Genomic DNA, 19195 nt, shown 5'->3' with positions numbered 1-19195 from the left:
TAAGCACTCAATAACTCCCACAAAACGGCGGACTGAAAACCCAAACTGATCTGTTGATTAAAATTGTACCAAACGCCGCACCCCGGTCGTTGGGTTCACACGTCAAAAGGGTGTGGCCTCGTATTCAGTTTCGACGCCACACCTCGTGGTTAGGGGTAGGCAACCCTATACCTGTTGCAACAACAAGGTTAAATCGCGCCCTGCCATGCCACACCGGGGCCCAAACGATACCCCCATGGCAATCCCGCATTGCGCCAACCATTAAGCGCACGTACACCGCGAGCGTTCTTGTCACCCTCAAACCCTTCGATCAGATTCCAGACATTTGTATAACCCGCCTTGGCCAGTTGACGGGTCGCGACCGCAGACCGCGCCCCTGACCGACAAGTGACAAAAACGGCATCCTGCCGCGATCTCCCCTGCTGTTTCAACAAAGCATCAAACTCGGCCACCAGATTGGGATTATTTTTCATTTGGTACTGACCGCTCTGCGGATCGACTTGGTGGGTGACAATGCCCAGTGGAATGATCTTGTCCAATCCCTCGGGGTGGCCCACAAAGGAAATTTCGATCGGGTCGCGTACGTCAACGAACAAGATGTCACTATCCCGCTGCAGGGCCGCGAATGCGGCCTGCGGTGTCAAATACAAACCCAATGGAGTCCGTTGCCGGCCTGATAGGCGCGCAGGATCGACCGAGGTTTCAATCGAACTGGCCCCTGAAACCAACGATGGTGACGCCAGCGCCGTCGCGATCCCCATACCCAGAACGGCCCTGCGTGACGGAGGTGTGCGCAGGGTCATTGGCCGACCTTTCCGCAGGTGCATAGGCCCAGCATCGCGTAGATCGGACAGAACTTGACGAAGGCTGTAACGACAAACACCGCGCCCAGCCAGCCCCACAGGCCAACAGTGCCAGTTAAAGCCAAGAGGATCAGCGCGGTCCCCAGGATCAGACGCAATGCGCGGTCGATAGAGCCTACGTTGGATGTGAATTGCATGATCGAATCTCCTTGATGATCTGGGAAGAGATTCGCAGCTTTTGGCTTGGCTATATGTGACGAGGTCACACAGACCCGGATTTTGCGTGCAACTGCAATGCAGAACGATTCTGCAGGTGGATTACACCCCGTTCCAACGCAACCCATCCCCGGTGTTCGAAATCCTTGAGAATACGCGACATCACCTCGCGTGCGCTGCCCAGCTCAGTGGCAATTCGCTGATGAGTGGTGTGAATGTCGGGGACATCTTTGCCCTGATCCAGCAACCACTGCGCCAGCTTCTGATCCATACGGTTCAGCAAAAGGTCGTCGATGACTTCGGACAGTTCGACGATCCGTTGAGAAAATGCCATGAAAACCGCAGCGCGAAAGCCCGAGTCCGTAGCCAGTAGCGCGTTGAACCGGTCCCGGCCAATCGCCAGTGCGGTCACTGCCCCTTCGGCATAGCCAAAACCGGAATATGGAATGTCGGACAACATACAAGATGTCGTCATCACACAGCTATCATTGGGACCAACGCGGTACAGCACCACCGTGCGACCAGACGGGCTGGTTTGTTCAACGCGCACGATCCCCGACCGGACAATCAGAAAAACCTGTCCGTAGGCACCCGGAGCAAACAACTGCGCTCCGTCAGGGATTGTCATGCGCGTCCCTTCAGCTTCCAGCCGGTCGAGTATGGCTGTGCTCCAACTTTGATGCGTCACGTAGGTAGCTCCGATTTGCGATGACTCGAACTTAAGCGCTGGCCGCTTTGGGAAAAACCCATACCGCCTGTGACAAATCCACGTCTGGCGGGGCAAGTGACTCAAATTCCCAAATGGGACTGCCCTTGCGAGCCCTATTTCCGCGGCTTCACCAAACCGGCAAAATTGTCAGCCAACGCTGAGGCATCATCCCGATCCATTTTCACAGTCGGCAAGGCCGAGAGATCAAGCCGGGTTTCGCCGTCGAACAACGCCATTATATCAACATCAAATGCAATTTCGCGCGCGCCGCTCTCAAGGTTTAAAGCAAGGCTTTGCTCACGCATATTCTCGTCAAACCCGACATGGTAGACCAGAGGAATAAGCCCATCCGCCCCGCGCAGAGCGCCTTCGGCCAGTACGAACTTGTAGCCGATCTCCCAATTCCACGCCATGCGGCTGTTCGGGTCTACATCTCCGCGCGGCGTGATCGACCCGTTGGTCTGAGCATCCAGACCGATGGCGAAGGAGATTTCCGAGACGGTCTGCAAGGGCATTTCCGGGATAGTTACCTCATATGTTTGGCTACGGCCATCAAACCTGATCAGGTAATAGCTTTCGGGAACCGCAAATTGCCGGGTGCCATCGGAAAACACCACATTGCTTAGAAAAAATCGAAAGTCGCGCAGGCGAAAAGGTTCCCCCCCAATTGGATCGGAATGGACAAATTCATCGAAAATGAAAGGCGCGTCACCGTTCATCGCGTGGAATTCAAGCGTCATCGGAGATTGAGCCGCAACCTGCGCGCTCCACAAGGTCAGACCCAACCCTGCCCCCATCAGCTGTCGTTTTGCCGTTAGAAGATTGATCATGAACAGCACCTTAAAATGGGTTCGAAAACTTTGGGTTTGACAAGAATGCTTCGTCCGTGAGCGTGTGCAGAAAGGCGATGATTGCATCTATTTCCACTTCGGTCAGTTGCAGCCCCAATGCCTGTGTCGGGTCGGCCACTTCATTATCTGCCTCGAGGATCAGCGGGCTAAGCGTACTGCTGAGGACGATACCTTCATTGTAGTGGTTCAAAACCTCTCGCAATGTCTCAAAACGCCCATCATGCATATAAGGACCGGTGACTGCGATATTGCGCAGGCTGGGTACTTTGAACTTTCCATGGTCACCATCGTAGTCGGTCGTGGCACTCAGGCCGGGCTTTAGGTCTGTATCGGGGTCTAAACCGTTGTTGCTGAACCCATCAAACCCTTCGGCAAATCCGGCGGTGACAAACTGACTATGGCAATCGATACAGTTCCCTCCGCGCAGTGACGTTTTCACATCCGGATGCGCCATGAACAGTTTGCGCCCATGCTCCTCCTGATCGTTCAACTTGATTTCACCCCGCAGGTAACGATCATATTTGCTGTCGGCGGAAATCAACAGTCGAACAAATGTCGCCAGCGCTTTGGAAACGGCCTGTTCCGAGATTTCGCCGTAAGCAGCGTCAAACATTTCTTGGTAGTGGGCGGAAGCACTCAACTCATCCAACAACGCGTCCAGAGGCTGATTCATCTCAATCGGGTTAAGCAAAGGTTGCAGGGCCTGATGCTCAAGGCTTGGGCTGCGTCCATCCCATAGAAACAGTTGCGGCCCCCAAAGCAGATTGCCTAGGGCCATTGCATTGAAGTCCAGTTCTTCACCGTTATGCCCAACCGACCGCGCGCGGCCATCTGTGAACCCACGAGCCTGTTCGTGACAGGTTGCACAAGACATCGTGTTGTCACCCGACAGGATCGGGTCGTAAAACAGATTTCGACCCAGCTCAAAGGCTTCTTCCGTCAGCGGGTTGTCGGCGGGTACCGTGAACCGGCCAAATACAAAGGGTGCTTGAAAGCCCTCTATCGGCGTAGGATCGGCATGGCCCTGACCATCAAATGAACCAAAAAGCACCGAAGCCAAAACGGCCGTTAGCCCGGTGCAAACGGCCTTTTTGGACTTGGAAGAACGCAGCCTAGTGGTGATGTACGAAGCCCGAGCCAAACAGGCCTTCGACATTTTCGACCCCTTTCCGGTACGTTTCTTTGAAATTCACCGTGCCCAGACGTTCTCCGGTTTCCAGATCATGGACGGTAATTGTGTTGGCATTGACCGACGCGATAAAATCGACATCCGTCGGATCATTCGCTTCAGCATTTCCAAGGTTCAAAAGGTTGTTCTGAACGGCGATCAGATCGCGTCCAGACGCCGAAGTGAAAAAGATCATGTGATGCGCACCTGGATCGGCAACGATATCAGGACCAGACGAGACAAGCTGAGGCAGCTTCGACAAGTCGTAGCGCTTTACGACACCCGGCAGAGCGTGACTGATAAACAGCTCATCCTCGGTTCCATAGAACTCAAGTGGCACGCCTGTGCCGTTTTCAGTGCCGGAATAGATCACTTTGCCTTCGCCAAACGTCTTAGTCGCCGCATCGTAAGGGATGGACCAGGTTTCAAAGCCAAACATCGTATTCACCATGACCGCTGGTTCGATCTCTGGGTGGATCGACGGGCGGGCAAAAAGCACCTCGACCGGAGATGAAGGAAAGCCAATCGGTGTCTCACCTTCGACCGTAATTGTCTGGATAGGTTCAAGCGTATTGAGATCGATTACCGTGATTGAATTGCCAACTCCGGTCGCCAGGTCAGGATGGACTGTTGACGAGATCACCATACGATCTTCAAACGCCGAAATCCCGTGGGGATACATGATGTAAGGCGCACCCTCAGCGATCTCGCTCTTACGGGCCTCAATGACTTTTACGACTTCATTCGTCTGTGGATCAAACACACCTAATGACCCACCGTCGTCGCCCCCAAGGCCACCCATGAACGTGACAAACATGTACTCAGACCCATTCGACGTGGTCCACATGATGTCTTCGCCGACCATCTGGCCCGCGGTGTCTAGACATTCAAAACCTGAGACCTGTGGCGCACCGCTGGAATCGCGGACAAGACCGATTTCTGCCAAACTGCATGTTGGGTCAAGCCCGGTGGCATACAGGCGACCATTCGGACTGTAATACAAGTGATGAAACGGCTCAGCCATATCCGGTTGTTCGGCTTCGCTGAGTATTTTCCCGAAGTTTTCGGATTCCGGATCAAGCTCGACAATCGCGACACTGTGCGACGTGTCCAAAGTTGGCAGTCCGCGCAGCAAAACCATACCCTGACTTTCTTCGCGAGCACTTTCAGCCAGTAGAGATGTTCCGCCCGCAGCGATTAAAATCGGCAAAGCAAACGCGCTGAGTATCCTTGATGTTTTCATATTGATTTCCCCCCCAATATTTACACGAAAACAAACGTAAAACCCTCCTTCTAAGGGCTGCACGGAACATTTGCCTGACCGCCAGTGATCGCATCTTCAACACACCGAAAATGCTGGCACATGTCTAAGACGATAGCGTCTTGCGATTATTCTGTGCACACAAACCTTAACGCACCCCACTCAAAATTTCGAGGTTGCCGCGTGAATGATGGCTGTTTTAGTGCAAACCTTAGCTACTAAATCGCGAGTTTTGCCCGAAATGTACGGGCTGCGCTTGCTCTCAGGAATTGGGTGTCGGCTTAGAACTTGAAAGCATGCGTCGTTTCTCGGCCATTGTCTCTCGCCGGCGTCTTTCAATTCCCAAGCGGAAAGACTCCTCTACAAAATCAATATGGTCGAATGCGGCCTGTTCGGCACGCGCCTCGTCGCCCGCAATGACAGCCTCACCCAGTTCTTTGTGCTGTTGCACCAATCGCTCGCCGGTTCCGTCAATGGTTTTCAGGAACTCGCGGTTGTAGAAAACGCCTTGGCGAGTCAATTCATAGATTGAGGCCATCATGTGAATAAGCGTGGCATTCTGGCTTGCGTCGACAATTGCTGCGTGCAAGGCAAAGTCAGCCTCACGAGAAGCAGCCGGATCATTCGCGCGCCAAGCTCGGTCATCTTCGGCCAGAATTTCCGTGATCCGTTCTTTATCGGCCTTAGTCGCGCGGCGCGCGGCCAGTCGCGCAGCAAAGCCTTCTTGTTCGCGGCGATACTCAAGATAGTCGAAAAAGGCAGGCTCGTGGCGTTCGTACAATGCCAGCAAAGCAGGCATCATTGCCTGCCCTGTCAAAGCGGCCACAAAAGTGCCTTCGCCGTGTTGGGTTGTGACCAGACCACGCTCTTCCAGAACATGTAGCGCTTCACGCAGTTTAGGCCGGGACACGCGCAACATCTCTGCCAAATCGCGTTCGGAAGGCAGTTTGCGGCCCTGCTTGAGAATACCTGAAGCAATAAGATCCTCGACCTGGGCAACCACCGCATCTGCAAGCGATTCGTGGCCGATTGGTTCAAAAATCGCAGTTGGTGTCATCACGCGCGGCCTTTTGTGGTTTGGGCTCAGTCGTTCTTACTGGTAAATTAAAATAACCTTTGAGACGCCAAACTTCAACTAGTTTCTGCGCGAACAGGCTCACCTGACGAATTACCTTAATAGTCTGTTTTAAATTATTTTATTCTGTATTCCTGAACTTCTCGCACAAAGTCAGAAATTATCCACCGATCGAGACGTAAGGCAGTTTGTGCCTGCGGCCACATGATCCAGTGGTAAATAAAGTTGTTGACTGGATATGTTGGTAAACTTTATTGACCACTCAAGGCGCCAGATAACCTAGCGTCACAGATTGATTGGACGTTGCGTCCGAACCATCCCGGAGGAGAATTCATGAAAAAGACCCTGACGAGCCTTGCAGTCGCTGCCAGCTTGATCGCCGCACCCGCACTTGCCGCCGACAAGCTGCTGCTGAAAACACCTATCGCCTTCTCGACCGAACTGCCGGGTCTGGGCTCGCCGATTCCACGCGTGGCCGAGCAGCTGCAGCTGATGTCGGGCGGTACGCTGAAGATGAAGGTCTATGAGCCGGGCAAGCTGGTTCCGCCATTTGAGATTCTGGATGCGGTGTCGACTGGTAAGATCAACTCGGGTTACACCACCGCTGGCTACTGGGCGGGTAAAATCCCCGCCGCACCGCTGTTCTCGGCCGTTCCGTTTGGCCCCGAAGCCGGCGAATACATGGCCTGGATGTATTACGGAAACGGTCGCGCGCTGTATCAGGAAATGTACGACCAGGCGGGCTATAATGTGCACGTCATGCCCTGCGCCATCATTGCCCCGGAAACCTCGGGCTGGTTCGCAACCGAGATCAACAGCCCCGAAGATCTGGACGGCCTGAAGATGCGCTTCTTTGGCCTGGGCGGCAAAGTCATGCAGAAGCTGGGCGTCGCAACCTCGTTGCTGCCAGGCGGTGAGATCTTCCCCGCACTGGAAAAAGGCGCAATCGACGCGACCGAGTTTTCGATGCCCGCTATCGATGCTCGCCTGGGCTTCCACAAGCTGGTCAAGTACAACTACTTCCCCGGCTGGCACCAGCAGGCAACCGTGTTCGAATTGATGATCAACAAGGATGTCTGGAACGAAGCCAGCGATCAGCACAAGGCGATCATCGAAAATGCCTGCAAAGCGTCGATGACAGACAGCTTTGCCGAAGGCGAAGCCATTCAGCACGCCGCGTTGCTCGACAACGTCGAAAATAACGGCGTCACCATCAAGCAATGGTCGCCCGAGATGCTGGACACCTTCCGCGCCACTTGGGAAGAAGTTGCTGCTGAAGAAGCTGCAAACGACTCCTTCTTTGCCAAAGTCATGGCCGACATGACTGAGTTCCGCGAAGGCTATGACCTGTGGAAAACAAACGCGTTCCTCCCTCGTCAGTAAATTGAACGACTGACGCGTCCGGGGCGGCGGGCTCTTCCGCCCCGGATATCCAAAGGACCACTGCCTGCAAAGCCTTGATCGCGCCCGCGCCGATCAACCGAGGGAGGATTACCCATGGCCACGCCAAAGAACGTCAATGATCCGGTCGAAGCCTATGAAGGCCTCCTGGAACATCCCGATACAGACCGCCAAAAAATTGCTGTTGCCCTAGACACCAGCGTAAAGGCCGTTGGCCATGTGGTGATGTGGGCCAATGTGCTGCTGATGGCCGCGATTTTCACTCAGGTTTCACTGCGCTATTTGTTCAGCCAGAACTATCCCAAACTGGACGAGATCCAATGGCATTTCTACGGCATCGTGACGATGATCGGTATCTCCTACGCCCTGATCACCGACAGTCATGTGCGTGTGGACGTGCTGCATATGCAGCTTTCCCGCCGCGCTCAGCGGGTGATCGAGGTGATCGGCATCCTGACGCTGCTGACCCCGTTCATCTATCTGATGATCGACCAGGGGTATGATTATTTCTACGAAAGCTTCCGCGTCAACGAACGGTCCGACAGTCCGACCGGCCTTCCGGCACGGTGGGCGTTCAAAGCGGTCATTCCGATCAGCTTTGTGCTACTGGCGCTCGCCGCCCTTGCCCGACTGATCCATGATGGCCACGCGCTTATCTACGGACCCGAGAGCGAACGCGAAGGCGCGCCGCTGCGTCGCGTCCTGCTGGTTCTGGCCGTCTTTGCCGCGATCTGTGTGGGCCTGACATTCCTGGTGGAAACCACCGAGGAAAAGCTGGTCATCGCCATGTTCCTGTCCTTCATCGCGCTGCTGTTCACTGGCTACCCGGTGGCATGGGTGCTGGCCGGTGTGGGTGTGGCCTATTGCGGGCTGGCCTATCTGTTCGACAACGACCTGATGCTTTGGACGGGGCTGGAAAGCACCTTTACCGGGCTGGACTATCTGACGTTGGGCGCGGTGGTAAATCGGGTCTATGCGACTATGTCCAATGCGGTTCTGGTCGCCTTGCCGATGTTTATCTTCATGGGTCTGATGCTGGACGAATCCGGCGTGGCCGAGCGCCTGATGTCCTCGATGCAGCGCCTCTTTGGCACAGTGCGCGGAGGTTTGGCGATCACCGTGACCCTGATCGGGATCATCCTTGCGGCTTCAACCGGGATCATCGGTGCGTCTGTCGTGTTGCTGGGCGTGCTCTCGCTGCCCTCGATGATGCAGCAGAAATATCAACCGACACTGGCCGCTGGCGTGGTTTCCGCGTCCGGTACGCTGGGCATTCTGATCCCGCCCTCGATCATGCTGGTGATCATGGCCGACCAGATGGCGCTGTCGGTGGGTGATTTGTTCATGGCCGCCGTCTTCCCCGGTGTGATCATCGGTGGGCTGTATCTGAGCTATATCTTTATCCTTGCGCTGATTAAACGCGACGCAGCCCCTGTACCCGAAGGCGCCAAGGCCCCCGATTGGGCCGCCGTCAAGGACGTGCTGATCGCGGTCATCCCGACGCTGATGCTGATCCTCGCCGTGCTCGGTTCGATCTTTGCGGGCCTGACCACGCCGACCGAAGCGTCAGGCATCGGGGCACTGGGTGCGACCCTGCTGGCCTTGGGCTATCGCAAGCTGACCTTCCAAAAGCTGTGGAACGTGTTGGTGTCGACCTTCAACACCACCGCCTATATCTTCGCAATCTTCCTAGGCGCGACCGTGTTCTCTTATGTACTACGCGAACTTGGCGGCGATGAACTGATCGAACATGTGGTTCAGTCCACCGGCTTTGGAGCCAATGGCACGATCCTGTTCATCCTGTTCATCGTTTTCCTGCTGGGCTTTGTGCTGGACTGGATCGAGATCACCCTGATCGTCCTGCCCCTGATGCGCCCGATCGTGAATGGGCTGGGCATCGACATCCCCGGCTTTGGCGTCTTGGACGAACCCGCGCTGGTCTGGTTCGTGATCCTAGTTGCAGTCACGCTGCAAACCAGCTTCCTGACACCTCCGGTTGGCTTTGCCTTGTTCTATCTCAAGGGCGTTTGCCCGCCAGAGATTAAACTGACCGACATCTACAAGGGCATCATCCCGTTTGTCCTGCTGCAACTGACCGGGCTGGCGTTGGTCTTCTTGTGGCCCACATTGGCCACCTGGCTGCCATCCGTCGCGTATTGATAGGAGGAAGAGACATGCGTCTAACCGATTGCCATAACTTCCACGATTTCCGCCAACTGGCCAAGCGCCGCCTGCCGGGACCGATCTTCAACTATATCGACGGCGGCGCGGATGATGAGGTAACGTATCGCGAGAACACAAACGCCTTTGATCGCTGCGATCTGCTGCCATCGGTGTTGCGCGGGGTCAAAGACGTGGACATGTCCGTCACCGTCATGGGGCAAAAGCTGGACATGCCGATCTATTGCTCGCCCACCGCACTGCAGCGCCTGTTCCACCATCAGGGCGAGCGGGCCGTGGCGGCGGCGGCCGAGAAATACGGGACCATGTTCGGCGTATCCTCGCTGGGCACCGTTTCGCTGGAGGAACTGCGCCAGAAACACAAAAACCCGCAGGTCTATCAGTTCTATTTCCACAAAGACCGGGGCCTGAACTCGGCCATGATGCAGCGCGCCAAAGAGGCGGGTGTCGAGGTGATGATGCTGACCGTAGACAGCATCACCGGCGGCAATCGCGAACGTGACCTGCGCACGGGGTTCTCGATCCCGTTCCGGCTGACGCTGGGCGGCATGATCCAGTTTGCTATCAAACCGATGTGGGGCATCAACTATGTCGCGCACGAGAAATTCCGCCTGCCGCAACTGGACGAACACGTGGACATGAGCGGCGGAGCCAGCTCGATCGGTGGCTATTTCACCGAAATGCTGGACCCGTCGATGAACTGGGACGATGTGGCCCAGATGGTTCGGGAATGGGACGGTCAGTTCTGCCTCAAGGGGATCATGACCGTCGAGGACGCCCGCCGCGCGGCCGAGATCGGCTGCACCGGGATCATCCTGTCGAACCATGGCGGACGTCAGCTGGACGGCTCGCGCACACCTTTCGACCAACTGGCCGAGATCGTGGATGCGGTGGGCGACAAGCTGGACGTGATGATGGACAGCGGCATTCAACGCGGCACCCATGTGCTGAAGGCGCTGTCTCTGGGGGCCAAAGCGGTTGGTGTCGGACGGCACTATCTGTATCCGCTGGCCGCTGCCGGTCAGCCCGGTGTCGAACGCGCGTTGGGGCTGATGCGGGCCGAGATCGAACGCGACATGAAGCTGATGGGCGTCACGCGGGTTGATCAACTGTCGCGCGCCAATCTGCGGTTTCGCGACCCGGTGACGGTTCAGGGACAGGCGCATCGGAACGCGGCATGACCAACGATGCCCTCATATCCGACTTCCGCGCAATCGTCGGGTCACGCCATGTGCTGACCGGCGCACGCGCCACCGAGCGGTTCCGCCGTGGGTTCAGGTCGGGTGAAGGCGAGGCGCTGTGCGTCGTACAGCCCGGCACTCTGCTTGAGCAGTGGAAGGTGCTACAAGCCTGCGTCGCCGCCGACAAGATCGTCATCATGCAGGCCGCCAATACAGGACTGACCGAAGGGTCGACACCCTCGGGTCACTATGACCGCGATGTGGTTCTGATCAATACCCGTCGCATGGATACTCTGGTTCCGCTGAACGGCGGCGAACAAGTCATCAGCTTTCCCGGCGCCACGCTCTTTGCGCTGGAAAAGTTGCTGGACCCAATGAGGCGTGAGCCGCACTCGGTGATCGGATCTTCGTGCATCGGGGCCTCGATTGTGGGCGGGGTCTGCAACAATTCGGGCGGTTCATTGGTTGAACGCGGGCCGGTCTACACCGAGCTGTCGGTCTATGCGCGCATCACCGAAGACGGCACGTTAGAGCTGGTCAACCACTTGGGCATTGATCTGGGTGAGACACCGGAACAGATCCTGTCAAATCTCGATGCTGGTCAGTTCGAGCGCAATCCGGGGTCTACGAATAAACGCGCCTCGGCCAGTGACTATGCGCAGATCGTGCGCGACGTGGATGCCGAAACGCCCGCACGATACAATGCGGATAAGGCGAAGCTGTTTGAATCTGCGGGTTCAGCCGGAAAAGTGGCTGTGTTTGCCGTGCGTCTGGACACTTTCGCCAAAAACGAGGCTGAACAGGTTTTCTATATCGGAACCAACTCCCCAGACGATCTGGCCGAGTTGCGCCGGTATATCCTGTCGCAATTCGCGTCCCTGCCAGTCTCGGCCGAGTACATGCAGCGCGACGTGTTCGACATCACTAAGGCCTACGGTAAGGACACTGTGTGGATGATCGACAAGTTGGGCACAGATCGCTTGCCGATGTTCTTTGCGCTGAAGGGCGCAGTGGATGCACGTTTACGGCGCATTCCTTTTCTGCGCAATTTCACCGACCGGTTCATGCAGGCCGCAGTCAGCCTCCTGCCGCAGGTCCTGCCCAAGAGGATGATCGAATACCGAGACGCCTTTGAACATCATCTGATCCTGAAAATGAAGGACGAGGGCATCGAAGCGATCCGCGACTGGTTGCCCGGCTTCTTCGAAGGGCGCGATGCAGATTTCTTCGAATGTACCCCCCGCGAAGCCAAGATTGCGGGCCTGCACCGGTTTGCAGCCGCTGGTGCTGCGGTGCGCTACATGGCGATCCACGCAGATGAGGTTGAAGACATCATCGCGCTGGACGTAGCCCTGCGCCGCAATGATCGTGATTGGCTTGAGGTTTTGCCGCCCGAGATCGGCGATCAGATTGTTCACAAGCTCTACTATGGCCACTTCATGTGTCACGTGATGCACCAGGACTATGTGGTGCGCAAAGGGGCAGATCCCAAAGCACTAAAAGCTGCGATGCTAAAGCTGTTCGATGCGCGTGGTGCCGAATATCCGGCGGAACACAATGTCGGGCACCTCTATAAAGCCAAGCCCGATCTTGCGGCGCATTACACGTGTTGCGATCCGACAAACTCTTTCAATCCGGGGATCGGCAAGATGTCAAAATCCCGCAACTATGGCGAAGGGATCAAGTAAATCGCCCAAGGTTATGCGTGGCGTTTTTCAGATAGTTTAACGTTAAACTTTTCCTGAGACGCATAGCTGGTATTCCGCTCAGGCCTATCCGTACGCTGAAAATTACGCTACGTAACAAAGTGAGTTAGGTCAAAGTTTCTGACTAATTGGAGGAATTGAAAATGACACGTACTGCACTTGTAACCGGTGGTAGCCGGGGTATCGGCGAAGCGATTTCCAGAAAGTTGAAGGCTGAAGGATATAATGTAGCCGCGACTTATGCAGGCAACGATGAAAAGGCCGCCGCCTTCACCGCCGAGACAGGTATCAAGACTTACAAGTGGAATGTTGCCGATTACGAAGCCTCGGCCGCAGGTATCGCGCAAGTCGAAGCGGACCTCGGACCCATTGACGTTGTCGTGGCCAATGCAGGCATCACTCGCGACGCACCATTCCACAAGATGACCCCGGACCAGTGGAAAGACGTGATCGACACCAACTTGACCGGTGTGTTCAACACCGTTCATCCAATCTGGCCCGGTATGCGCGAGCGCAAGTTTGGCCGTATCATCGTCATCAGTTCGATCAACGGTCAGAAAGGTCAGTTCGCGCAAGTGAACTATGCCGCAACCAAGGCGGGCGATCTGGGTATCGTCAAATCTCTGGCGCAAGAGGGCGCGCGGGCTGGCATCACCGCCAACGCGATCTGCCCCGGATACATCGCAACCGAGATGGTCATGGCCGTACCCGAGAAGGTGCGCGACTCGATCATAGCCCAAATCCCGGCGGGACGGCTGGGTGAGCCTGAGGAGATCGCCCGCTGCGTGGCCTTCCTGGCCTCGGATGACAGTCAGTTCATCAACGGCTCGACCATCTCTGCCAACGGCGCGCAGTTCTTCAGCTAACGCCCGGACATACACAAGAAAGGATCCTGCCAAATGAAAGACCTTGAACCCGACATCGACCCAATCGAGTCTCAGGAGTGGCAGGACGCCATCGAAGACGTCATCGAACGGGATGGCGCCAATCGCGCACATTTCCTGCTGGACAAAGCGGTGCAAAAGGCGCGCGCTGCTGGGGCGACCCTGCCGTTTTCGGCAACCACGCCCTATCAGAACACCATTCCTGTCGATGATCAGTATGCCTTTCCCGGCGATCAGGACATGGAATGGCGCATTCGCACGATCAACCGCTGGAACGCGATGGCCACCGTGGTGCGGCGCAACAAGGTCAGCAGCGAATATGGTGGCCACATCGCCTCATTCGCGTCGTCGGCGGTCATGTATGACATTGGCCTGAACCACTTTTGGCGGTCGAAATCAGCGATCCATGGCGGCGATCTGGTGTTCTTTCAGGGCCACGTGATCCCCGGCATCTATGCCCGGTCCTTCATGGAGGGTCGCATCAGCGAAGAGCAGTTGGAAAACTTCCGCTCGGAAGTCAGCGGAGGTGGTCTGTCCAGCTATCCCCACCCGTGGCTGATGCCGGATTACTGGCAGTTCCCGACCGTTTCGATGGGTCTGGGCCCATTGATGGCGATCTATCAGGCACGATTTATGAAATACATGCACAACCGGGGCCATATCGACATGGCGGACCGCAAGGTGTGGTGTTTCCTGGGCGATGGCGAGATGGACGAACCCGAAAGCCGGGGTGCGATCGACCTTGCCGTGCGCGAAGGTCTGGACAACCTGATCTTTGTCATCAACTGCAATCTGCAACGCTTGGATGGCCCGGTACGCGGCAACGGCAAGATCGTGCAAGAGCTTGAGGGCGACTTCCGCGGCGCAGGCTGGAACGTCATCAAACTGCTCTGGGGCAAAGGCTGGGATCAGCTGTTGGAGAAAGACACCACCGGCCGACTGCGCCAGTTGATGGATGAGACGGTCGATGGGGACTACCAGACCTTCAAATCCAAGGACGGCGCTTATATCCGCGAACATTTCTTTGGCAAATACCCCGAGACTGCCGCTTTGGTCGAAGACTGGACCGACGATCAAATCTGGGCGCTGCGCCGGGGCGGACACGACCCTGAGAAAGTCTTTACCGCGTTCAAACGCGCAACCGAGAATGAGGGCACTCCAACCTGCCTGTTGGTGAAAACCGTAAAAGGCTATGGCATGGGCTCGGCTGGTGAAGGACAAAACACCACGCACCAGCAAAAGAAACTGGCCGAAGATCAACTGCGCGCCTTCCGCGACCGGTTCCAAATCCCGGTTAGCGACGAAGATCTGCCAAACGCGCCATTCGTGTCGCTGAACAATGCACAGAAGGCTTATCTCGCAGACCGGCGCAAAGCTTTGGGGGGGGAATTCCCCAAACGCGACAGCACCGCACCCGCTCTGGATATCCCGGACCTGTCCAAGTTCGAAGCGCAGCTCAAAGGCACCGGGGAGCGCGAGATTTCGACCACCATGGCCTTTGTCCGCATCTTGACAACGCTGCTGCGTGACAAAGGGATCGGCAAAAACGTGGTTCCGATCGTGCCCGATGAAAGCCGCACTTTCGGGATGGAAGGGCTATTCCGCTCGGTTGGCATCTACAACCCGGCGGGTCAGAACTATACCCCCGAAGATGCCGATCAGATGATGTTCTACAAGGAAACGACCAACGGTCAGGTCCTGCAGGAAGGCATCAACGAGGCTGGAGCCATGGCCGACTGGATCGCGGCGGCGACGTCCTATTCCAACCACGGCGTGGCGATGATCCCGTTCTTCATCTACTACTCGATGTTCGGGTTCCAGCGGATTGGCGATCTGGCCTGGGCTGCGGGTGACAGCCGCGCGCGGGGCTTCATGCTGGGCGGCACTGCCGGACGGACCACGTTGAACGGCGAAGGGTTGCAGCACGAGGATGGGCACAGCCATATCCTTGCGGGCACCATTCCGAATTGCATCACCTATGACCCGACCTTCAGCTATGAGGTCGCAGTGATCATCCAGAACGGCCTGCAACGGATGTATGGTAATCAGGAGGATATCTATTTCTACCTGACCCTGATGAACGAAAACTATGCCCACCCCGACATGCCAATGGGCGCGGAAGAAGGCATCATCAAGGGGCTTTACCGGTTCCAGGAGGTCAAAAAGCCCGGCAAGAAACACGTCAATCTGATGGGCTCGGGCACCATTCTGGTTCAGGCGATGAAAGCCGCCGAGATGCTGAAGAAAGATTTCGGCGTGACCTCGGATATCTGGTCGGCAACCTCGTTCAACGAACTGGCCCGCGATGGTCAGGACGCGGCGCGCGCCAACCGTCTGGACCCGCTGGCCGAAGAACGTGTGCCTTACGTGACCGAGCAGCTGTCCAAAGCCAAGGGCCCGATCATCGCAGCCACCGACTATATGAAGAACTACGCCGAACAGATCCGCGCCTTTGTGCCGGGCCGCTACACCGTGCTGGGCACGGATGGCTATGGCCGCTCGGACAGCCGGGTGAACCTGCGCCGGTTCTTCGAGGTCGACGCCAACCACATCGCGGCGGCCGCCATGGTCGATTTGTACCGCGAAGGTGCCGTGACCAAGGCCGAGCTCGAGAAAGCGCTCAAGACATATGAAATTGACGGCGACAAGCCGAACCCCCGGTTGGTTTAAGGCCACGGGGCACGAGGAGACATAGACATGGCAATCGAAGTAACAGTCCCGGATATCGGGGATTTCTCGGACGTTCCCGTCATCAGCATTCTGGTCTCGGTCGGTGACACCATCGCCGCCGAAGATCCGCTGATCGAATTGGAAAGCGACAAGGCAACGATGGAGGTTCCCTCCCCGGCGGCTGGTGTCGTCAAGGAAATCAAAGTGGCCGAGGGCGACAATGTGTCTGAGGGCGCGCTGATCCTGCTGCTGGAAGGCGAAGGGGCCTCTGCCGCCCCGGCCGAGGCTGCGCCCGCACCTGCTGCCGCTTCGGCACCGGCCGCAGCGCCTGCTGCCCCGGCACCCGCACCCGTTGTGGATGGTGGGTTCGGCAAGGCTCACGCCTCGCCATCGGTGCGCGCCTTTGCGCGCCAGTTGGATATCGACCTGTCCAAAGTCAACGGTTCGGGCCGTAAGGGTCGCATCCTGCGCGAAGACGTCACCAAGTTCCTGAAAGCCTCAACCGCGGCGGCCCCGGCTGCTGCCGGTGCGGCGGGCGGCATGGGCATCCCTCCGATCCCCGTTGTCGATTTCTCGAAATTCGGCCCCGTGGAAGATGTGGAGATGCCGCGGATCAAAAAGCTGTCGGGCCCTGCCCTGCACCGGTCCTGGCTGAATATCCCGCATGTGACGCATAATGACGAGGCGGACATCACTGATCTGGACAAGTACCGCAAGGAAATGGACACGATGGCCAAGGAAGAAGGCTATCGCGTTACCCTGCTCAGCTTTGTCGTCAAAGCCTCGGTCAGTGCGTTGAAACAGCATTGGGAGTTCAACTCGTCCATCCACCCCGATGGCGACAAGCTGATCCGCAAATCCTACTACAATATCGGTTTCGCGGCTGACACGCCCAACGGGCTGGTGGTTCCGGTCATCAAGGACGCCGACCGTAAGGGGATTGTCGAGATTTCCAAGGACCTGATGGAGCTGTCTGGCAAGGCCCGCGCAGGTGAGCTGAAGTCAAATGACATGCAGGGCGCGACCTTCACGATCTCGTCGTTGGGCGGTATCGGCGGCACGCATTTTACGCCCATCGTCAACGCACCCGAGGTGGCAATCCTGGGCCTGACCCGCTCGAAAATGGCGCCGGTCTGGAATGGCGAGGAATTTGTGCCGCGCCTGATGCAGCCAATGTCGCTTAGCTATGACCACCGTGCCGTCGATGGCGCCTTGGCCGCGCGCTTCTGCGTGACGCTCAAGACGCTGTTGGGCGATATGCGCAAGCTGATGTGGTAAGGAGAGATCAGATGGACGTCAAAGTACCCGATATCGGTGATTTCTCCGATGTACCCGTGATCAGCATTCTTGTCTCGGTCGGCGATACTGTCGCCGCCGAGGACCCACTGATCGAACTGGAATCCGACAAAGCCACGATGGAGGTCCCCTCCCCCGCCGCAGGCAAAGTGGTTTCGATTGCCGTGTCCGAAGGCGATAACGTCTCGGAAGGTGCGTTGATCCTGACATTGGAAGCCGCCGATGGGGCCGCGCCCGAAGCTGCTCCGGCAGAGGCCCACGCCGCCGCGCCGCAAGCCGTGGCCGCCACCGGCACGGCGACTGGTCAGGGCGATGTGCATGCCGACGTGGTTGTGCTGGGCTCTGGCCCCGGTGGTTACACCGCCGCTTTCCGTGCTGCCGATCTGGGCAAGAAGGTGGTCATGATCGAACGCAACCCGACACTGGGCGGCGTCTGCCTGAACGTGGGTTGTATCCCTTCAAAAGCCCTGCTGCACGTAGCCAAGGTCATCACCGAAGCCGAAGAGATGGGCGCACACGGGGTTAGCTTCGGTAAACCGAAGATCGACCTGGACGAGCTGCGCGCCTTCAAAGACAGCGTTGTCGGCAAGCTGACCGGCGGACTGGACGGCCTGTCCAAAGGCCGCAAGGTTCAGATCGTGCGCGGCTATGGCCGTTTTTCGGGCCCCAACATGATCGAAGTTGTGGGTGATGATGGCATGACCACCGTTTCATTCGACCTGTGTATCATCGCTGCGGGCTCTGAACCGGTTGAATTGCCTTTCATCCCGCATGACGACGATCGCGTGATCGACTCGACCGGGGCGTTGGAACTGGCGGATGTGCCCAAACGGATGCTGGTTCTTGGTGGTGGTATCATCGGTCTGGAAATGGCCTGTGTATATGACGCTTTGGGGTCGAACATCACCGTGGTCGAACTGATGGATCAGATCATCCCCGGTGCCGACAAGGACATCGTCAAACCCTTGATGAACCGCATTAAGGGCCGGTACGAGAACATCTTCCTCAAGACCAAAGTGACCGCGATAGAGCCTCAGAAAAAGGGCCTGAAAGTCACGTTCGAGGATGACAAGGGCGAAAGCTTCACCGACACGTTCGACAAGGTGCTGGTCGCCGTGGGCCGCAAGCCCAATGGCAAGCTGATCGACGCAGAAAAGGCGGGTGTTGCGGTGGATGAACGTGGCTTCATCGCCGTGGACAACCAGCAGCGCACAGGCGTGCCGCATATTTTCGCCATCGGTGATCTGGTCGGCCAGCCCATGCTGGCACACAAGGCAGTGCATGAAGGTAAGGTCGCCGCCGAAGTGGCCGCTGGTCACAAGCGGTTCTTCGACGCCAAGCTTATACCCTCGGTCGCCTACACCGACCCCGAGGTCGCATGGTGTGGCCTGACCGAGACCGAGGCCAAGACCAAAGGCATCAAGGTCGAAAAAGGCGTGTTCCCTTGGGCTGCATCAGGCAAATCCCTGTCCAATGGCCGGTCCGAAGGCATCACAAAATTGCTTTTCGATCCCGAAGATCAACGCGTAGTGGGGGCCTGCATCGTGGGCACGAACGCGGGTGACTTGATCGCCGAGACAGCTCTGGCCATCGAGATGGGCGCAGATGCGGTCGATCTCGGTCACACGATCCACCCTCACCCGACGCTCAGCGAGACGGTGAATTTCGCGGCCGAAATGTTCGAAGGCACGATCACCGACCTGATGCCACCCAAGAAACGCCACTAGGACCTGACCCATGAAGCTAGGCACACCAAAGGAAATACTGGACGGTGAGAACCGGGTCGCGATGAC

The 19195-nt window shown here is 57.1% G+C and carries 15 protein-coding genes; 8 read left to right on the top strand and 7 right to left on the bottom strand.

Annotated features, from left to right (window positions below; genetic code table 11):
* Positions 1 to 188: 188 nt before the first annotated feature.
* The 7 genes from GOW48_RS20155 to GOW48_RS20125 all read right to left on the bottom strand — a co-directional run bounded on the left by GOW48_RS20155 (position 189) and on the right by GOW48_RS20125 (position 6065).
* Positions 189 to 803 (bottom strand): rhodanese-like domain-containing protein, encoded by a 615-nt coding sequence (locus tag GOW48_RS20155; RefSeq protein ID WP_170755894.1) that lies wholly within the window; start codon positions 801 to 803, stop codon positions 189 to 191.
* Positions 800 to 1000, bottom strand: a complete 201-nt coding sequence (locus GOW48_RS20150) for a YgaP family membrane protein (RefSeq protein WP_170755893.1) — start codon at positions 998 to 1000, stop codon at positions 800 to 802. Before GOW48_RS20150 ends, GOW48_RS20155 begins: the two co-directional genes overlap by 4 nt.
* A 65-nt stretch (positions 1001 to 1065) precedes the next feature.
* Positions 1066 to 1707, bottom strand: coding sequence for a Crp/Fnr family transcriptional regulator (locus tag GOW48_RS20145; protein WP_170755892.1), 642 nt, complete (start codon positions 1705 to 1707; stop codon positions 1066 to 1068).
* Positions 1708 to 1841: 134 nt separating this feature from the next.
* Complete coding sequence (locus GOW48_RS20140) at positions 1842 to 2558, bottom strand: MbnP family protein (protein WP_170755891.1); 717 nt, start codon at positions 2556 to 2558, stop codon at positions 1842 to 1844.
* 10 nt (positions 2559 to 2568) lie between these two features.
* Positions 2569 to 3735 carry a cytochrome-c peroxidase gene (locus GOW48_RS20135; RefSeq protein WP_170356492.1) on the bottom strand — a complete coding sequence of 389 codons (1167 nt, stop codon included), beginning with the start codon at positions 3733 to 3735 and terminating at the stop codon, positions 2569 to 2571.
* Entirely contained in the window at positions 3692 to 4990 is a 1299-nt protein-coding gene (locus GOW48_RS20130) for a hypothetical protein (protein WP_234899552.1), read from the bottom strand. The genes GOW48_RS20135 and GOW48_RS20130 overlap by 44 nt, the downstream gene beginning before the upstream one ends.
* Before the next feature lie 280 nt (positions 4991 to 5270).
* The gene (locus GOW48_RS20125) at positions 5271 to 6065 is read right to left on the bottom strand and encodes a FadR/GntR family transcriptional regulator (RefSeq protein WP_170755890.1); all 795 of its coding nucleotides are present in this window, start codon (positions 6063 to 6065) and stop codon (positions 5271 to 5273) included.
* Positions 6066 to 6416: 351 nt separating this feature from the next.
* Here GOW48_RS20125 and GOW48_RS20120 point away from each other — a divergent pair, with 351 nt between their 5' ends.
* From GOW48_RS20120 to lpdA, 8 genes are all read left to right on the top strand, one after another.
* A complete protein-coding gene (locus GOW48_RS20120) occupies positions 6417 to 7466 on the top strand; it encodes a TRAP transporter substrate-binding protein (protein WP_170755889.1) in 1050 nt (349 codons plus the stop codon).
* A 114-nt stretch (positions 7467 to 7580) separates the two neighbouring features.
* Positions 7581 to 9644, top strand: coding sequence for a TRAP transporter large permease subunit (locus GOW48_RS20115; RefSeq protein WP_170755888.1), 2064 nt, complete (start codon positions 7581 to 7583; stop codon positions 9642 to 9644).
* 14 nt (positions 9645 to 9658) lie between these two features.
* The gene (locus GOW48_RS20110; protein ID WP_170755887.1) at positions 9659 to 10846 is read left to right on the top strand and encodes an alpha-hydroxy acid oxidase; all 1188 of its coding nucleotides are present in this window, start codon (positions 9659 to 9661) and stop codon (positions 10844 to 10846) included.
* A complete protein-coding gene (gene dld / locus GOW48_RS20105; protein WP_170755886.1) occupies positions 10843 to 12534 on the top strand; it encodes a D-lactate dehydrogenase in 1692 nt (563 codons plus the stop codon). Before GOW48_RS20110 ends, dld begins: the two co-directional genes overlap by 4 nt.
* Before the next feature lie 161 nt (positions 12535 to 12695).
* Complete coding sequence (phbB, locus tag GOW48_RS20100) at positions 12696 to 13418, top strand: acetoacetyl-CoA reductase (protein ID WP_170755885.1); 723 nt, start codon at positions 12696 to 12698, stop codon at positions 13416 to 13418.
* A gap of 33 nt (positions 13419 to 13451) precedes the next feature.
* Positions 13452 to 16106, top strand: a complete 2655-nt coding sequence (gene aceE, locus GOW48_RS20095; protein ID WP_170755884.1) for a pyruvate dehydrogenase (acetyl-transferring), homodimeric type — start codon at positions 13452 to 13454, stop codon at positions 16104 to 16106.
* Between the two features lie 27 nt (positions 16107 to 16133).
* Positions 16134 to 17384, top strand: a complete 1251-nt coding sequence (gene aceF, locus GOW48_RS20090) for a dihydrolipoyllysine-residue acetyltransferase (RefSeq protein WP_170755883.1) — start codon at positions 16134 to 16136, stop codon at positions 17382 to 17384.
* 11 nt (positions 17385 to 17395) lie between these two features.
* Positions 17396 to 19129: a dihydrolipoyl dehydrogenase gene (lpdA, locus tag GOW48_RS20085; RefSeq protein ID WP_170755882.1), complete on the top strand. Its 1734-nt coding sequence runs from the start codon at positions 17396 to 17398 to the stop codon at positions 19127 to 19129.
* Positions 19130 to 19195: the final 66 nt, after the last annotated feature.

The organism is Ruegeria lacuscaerulensis (assembly GCF_013033355.1).
In the GTDB taxonomy this organism is placed as follows: domain Bacteria; phylum Pseudomonadota; class Alphaproteobacteria; order Rhodobacterales; family Rhodobacteraceae; genus Ruegeria; species Ruegeria lacuscaerulensis_A.
The sequence above is the reverse complement of the archived record's forward strand: the minus strand, read 5'-3'. Positions and strand labels throughout refer to the sequence as shown.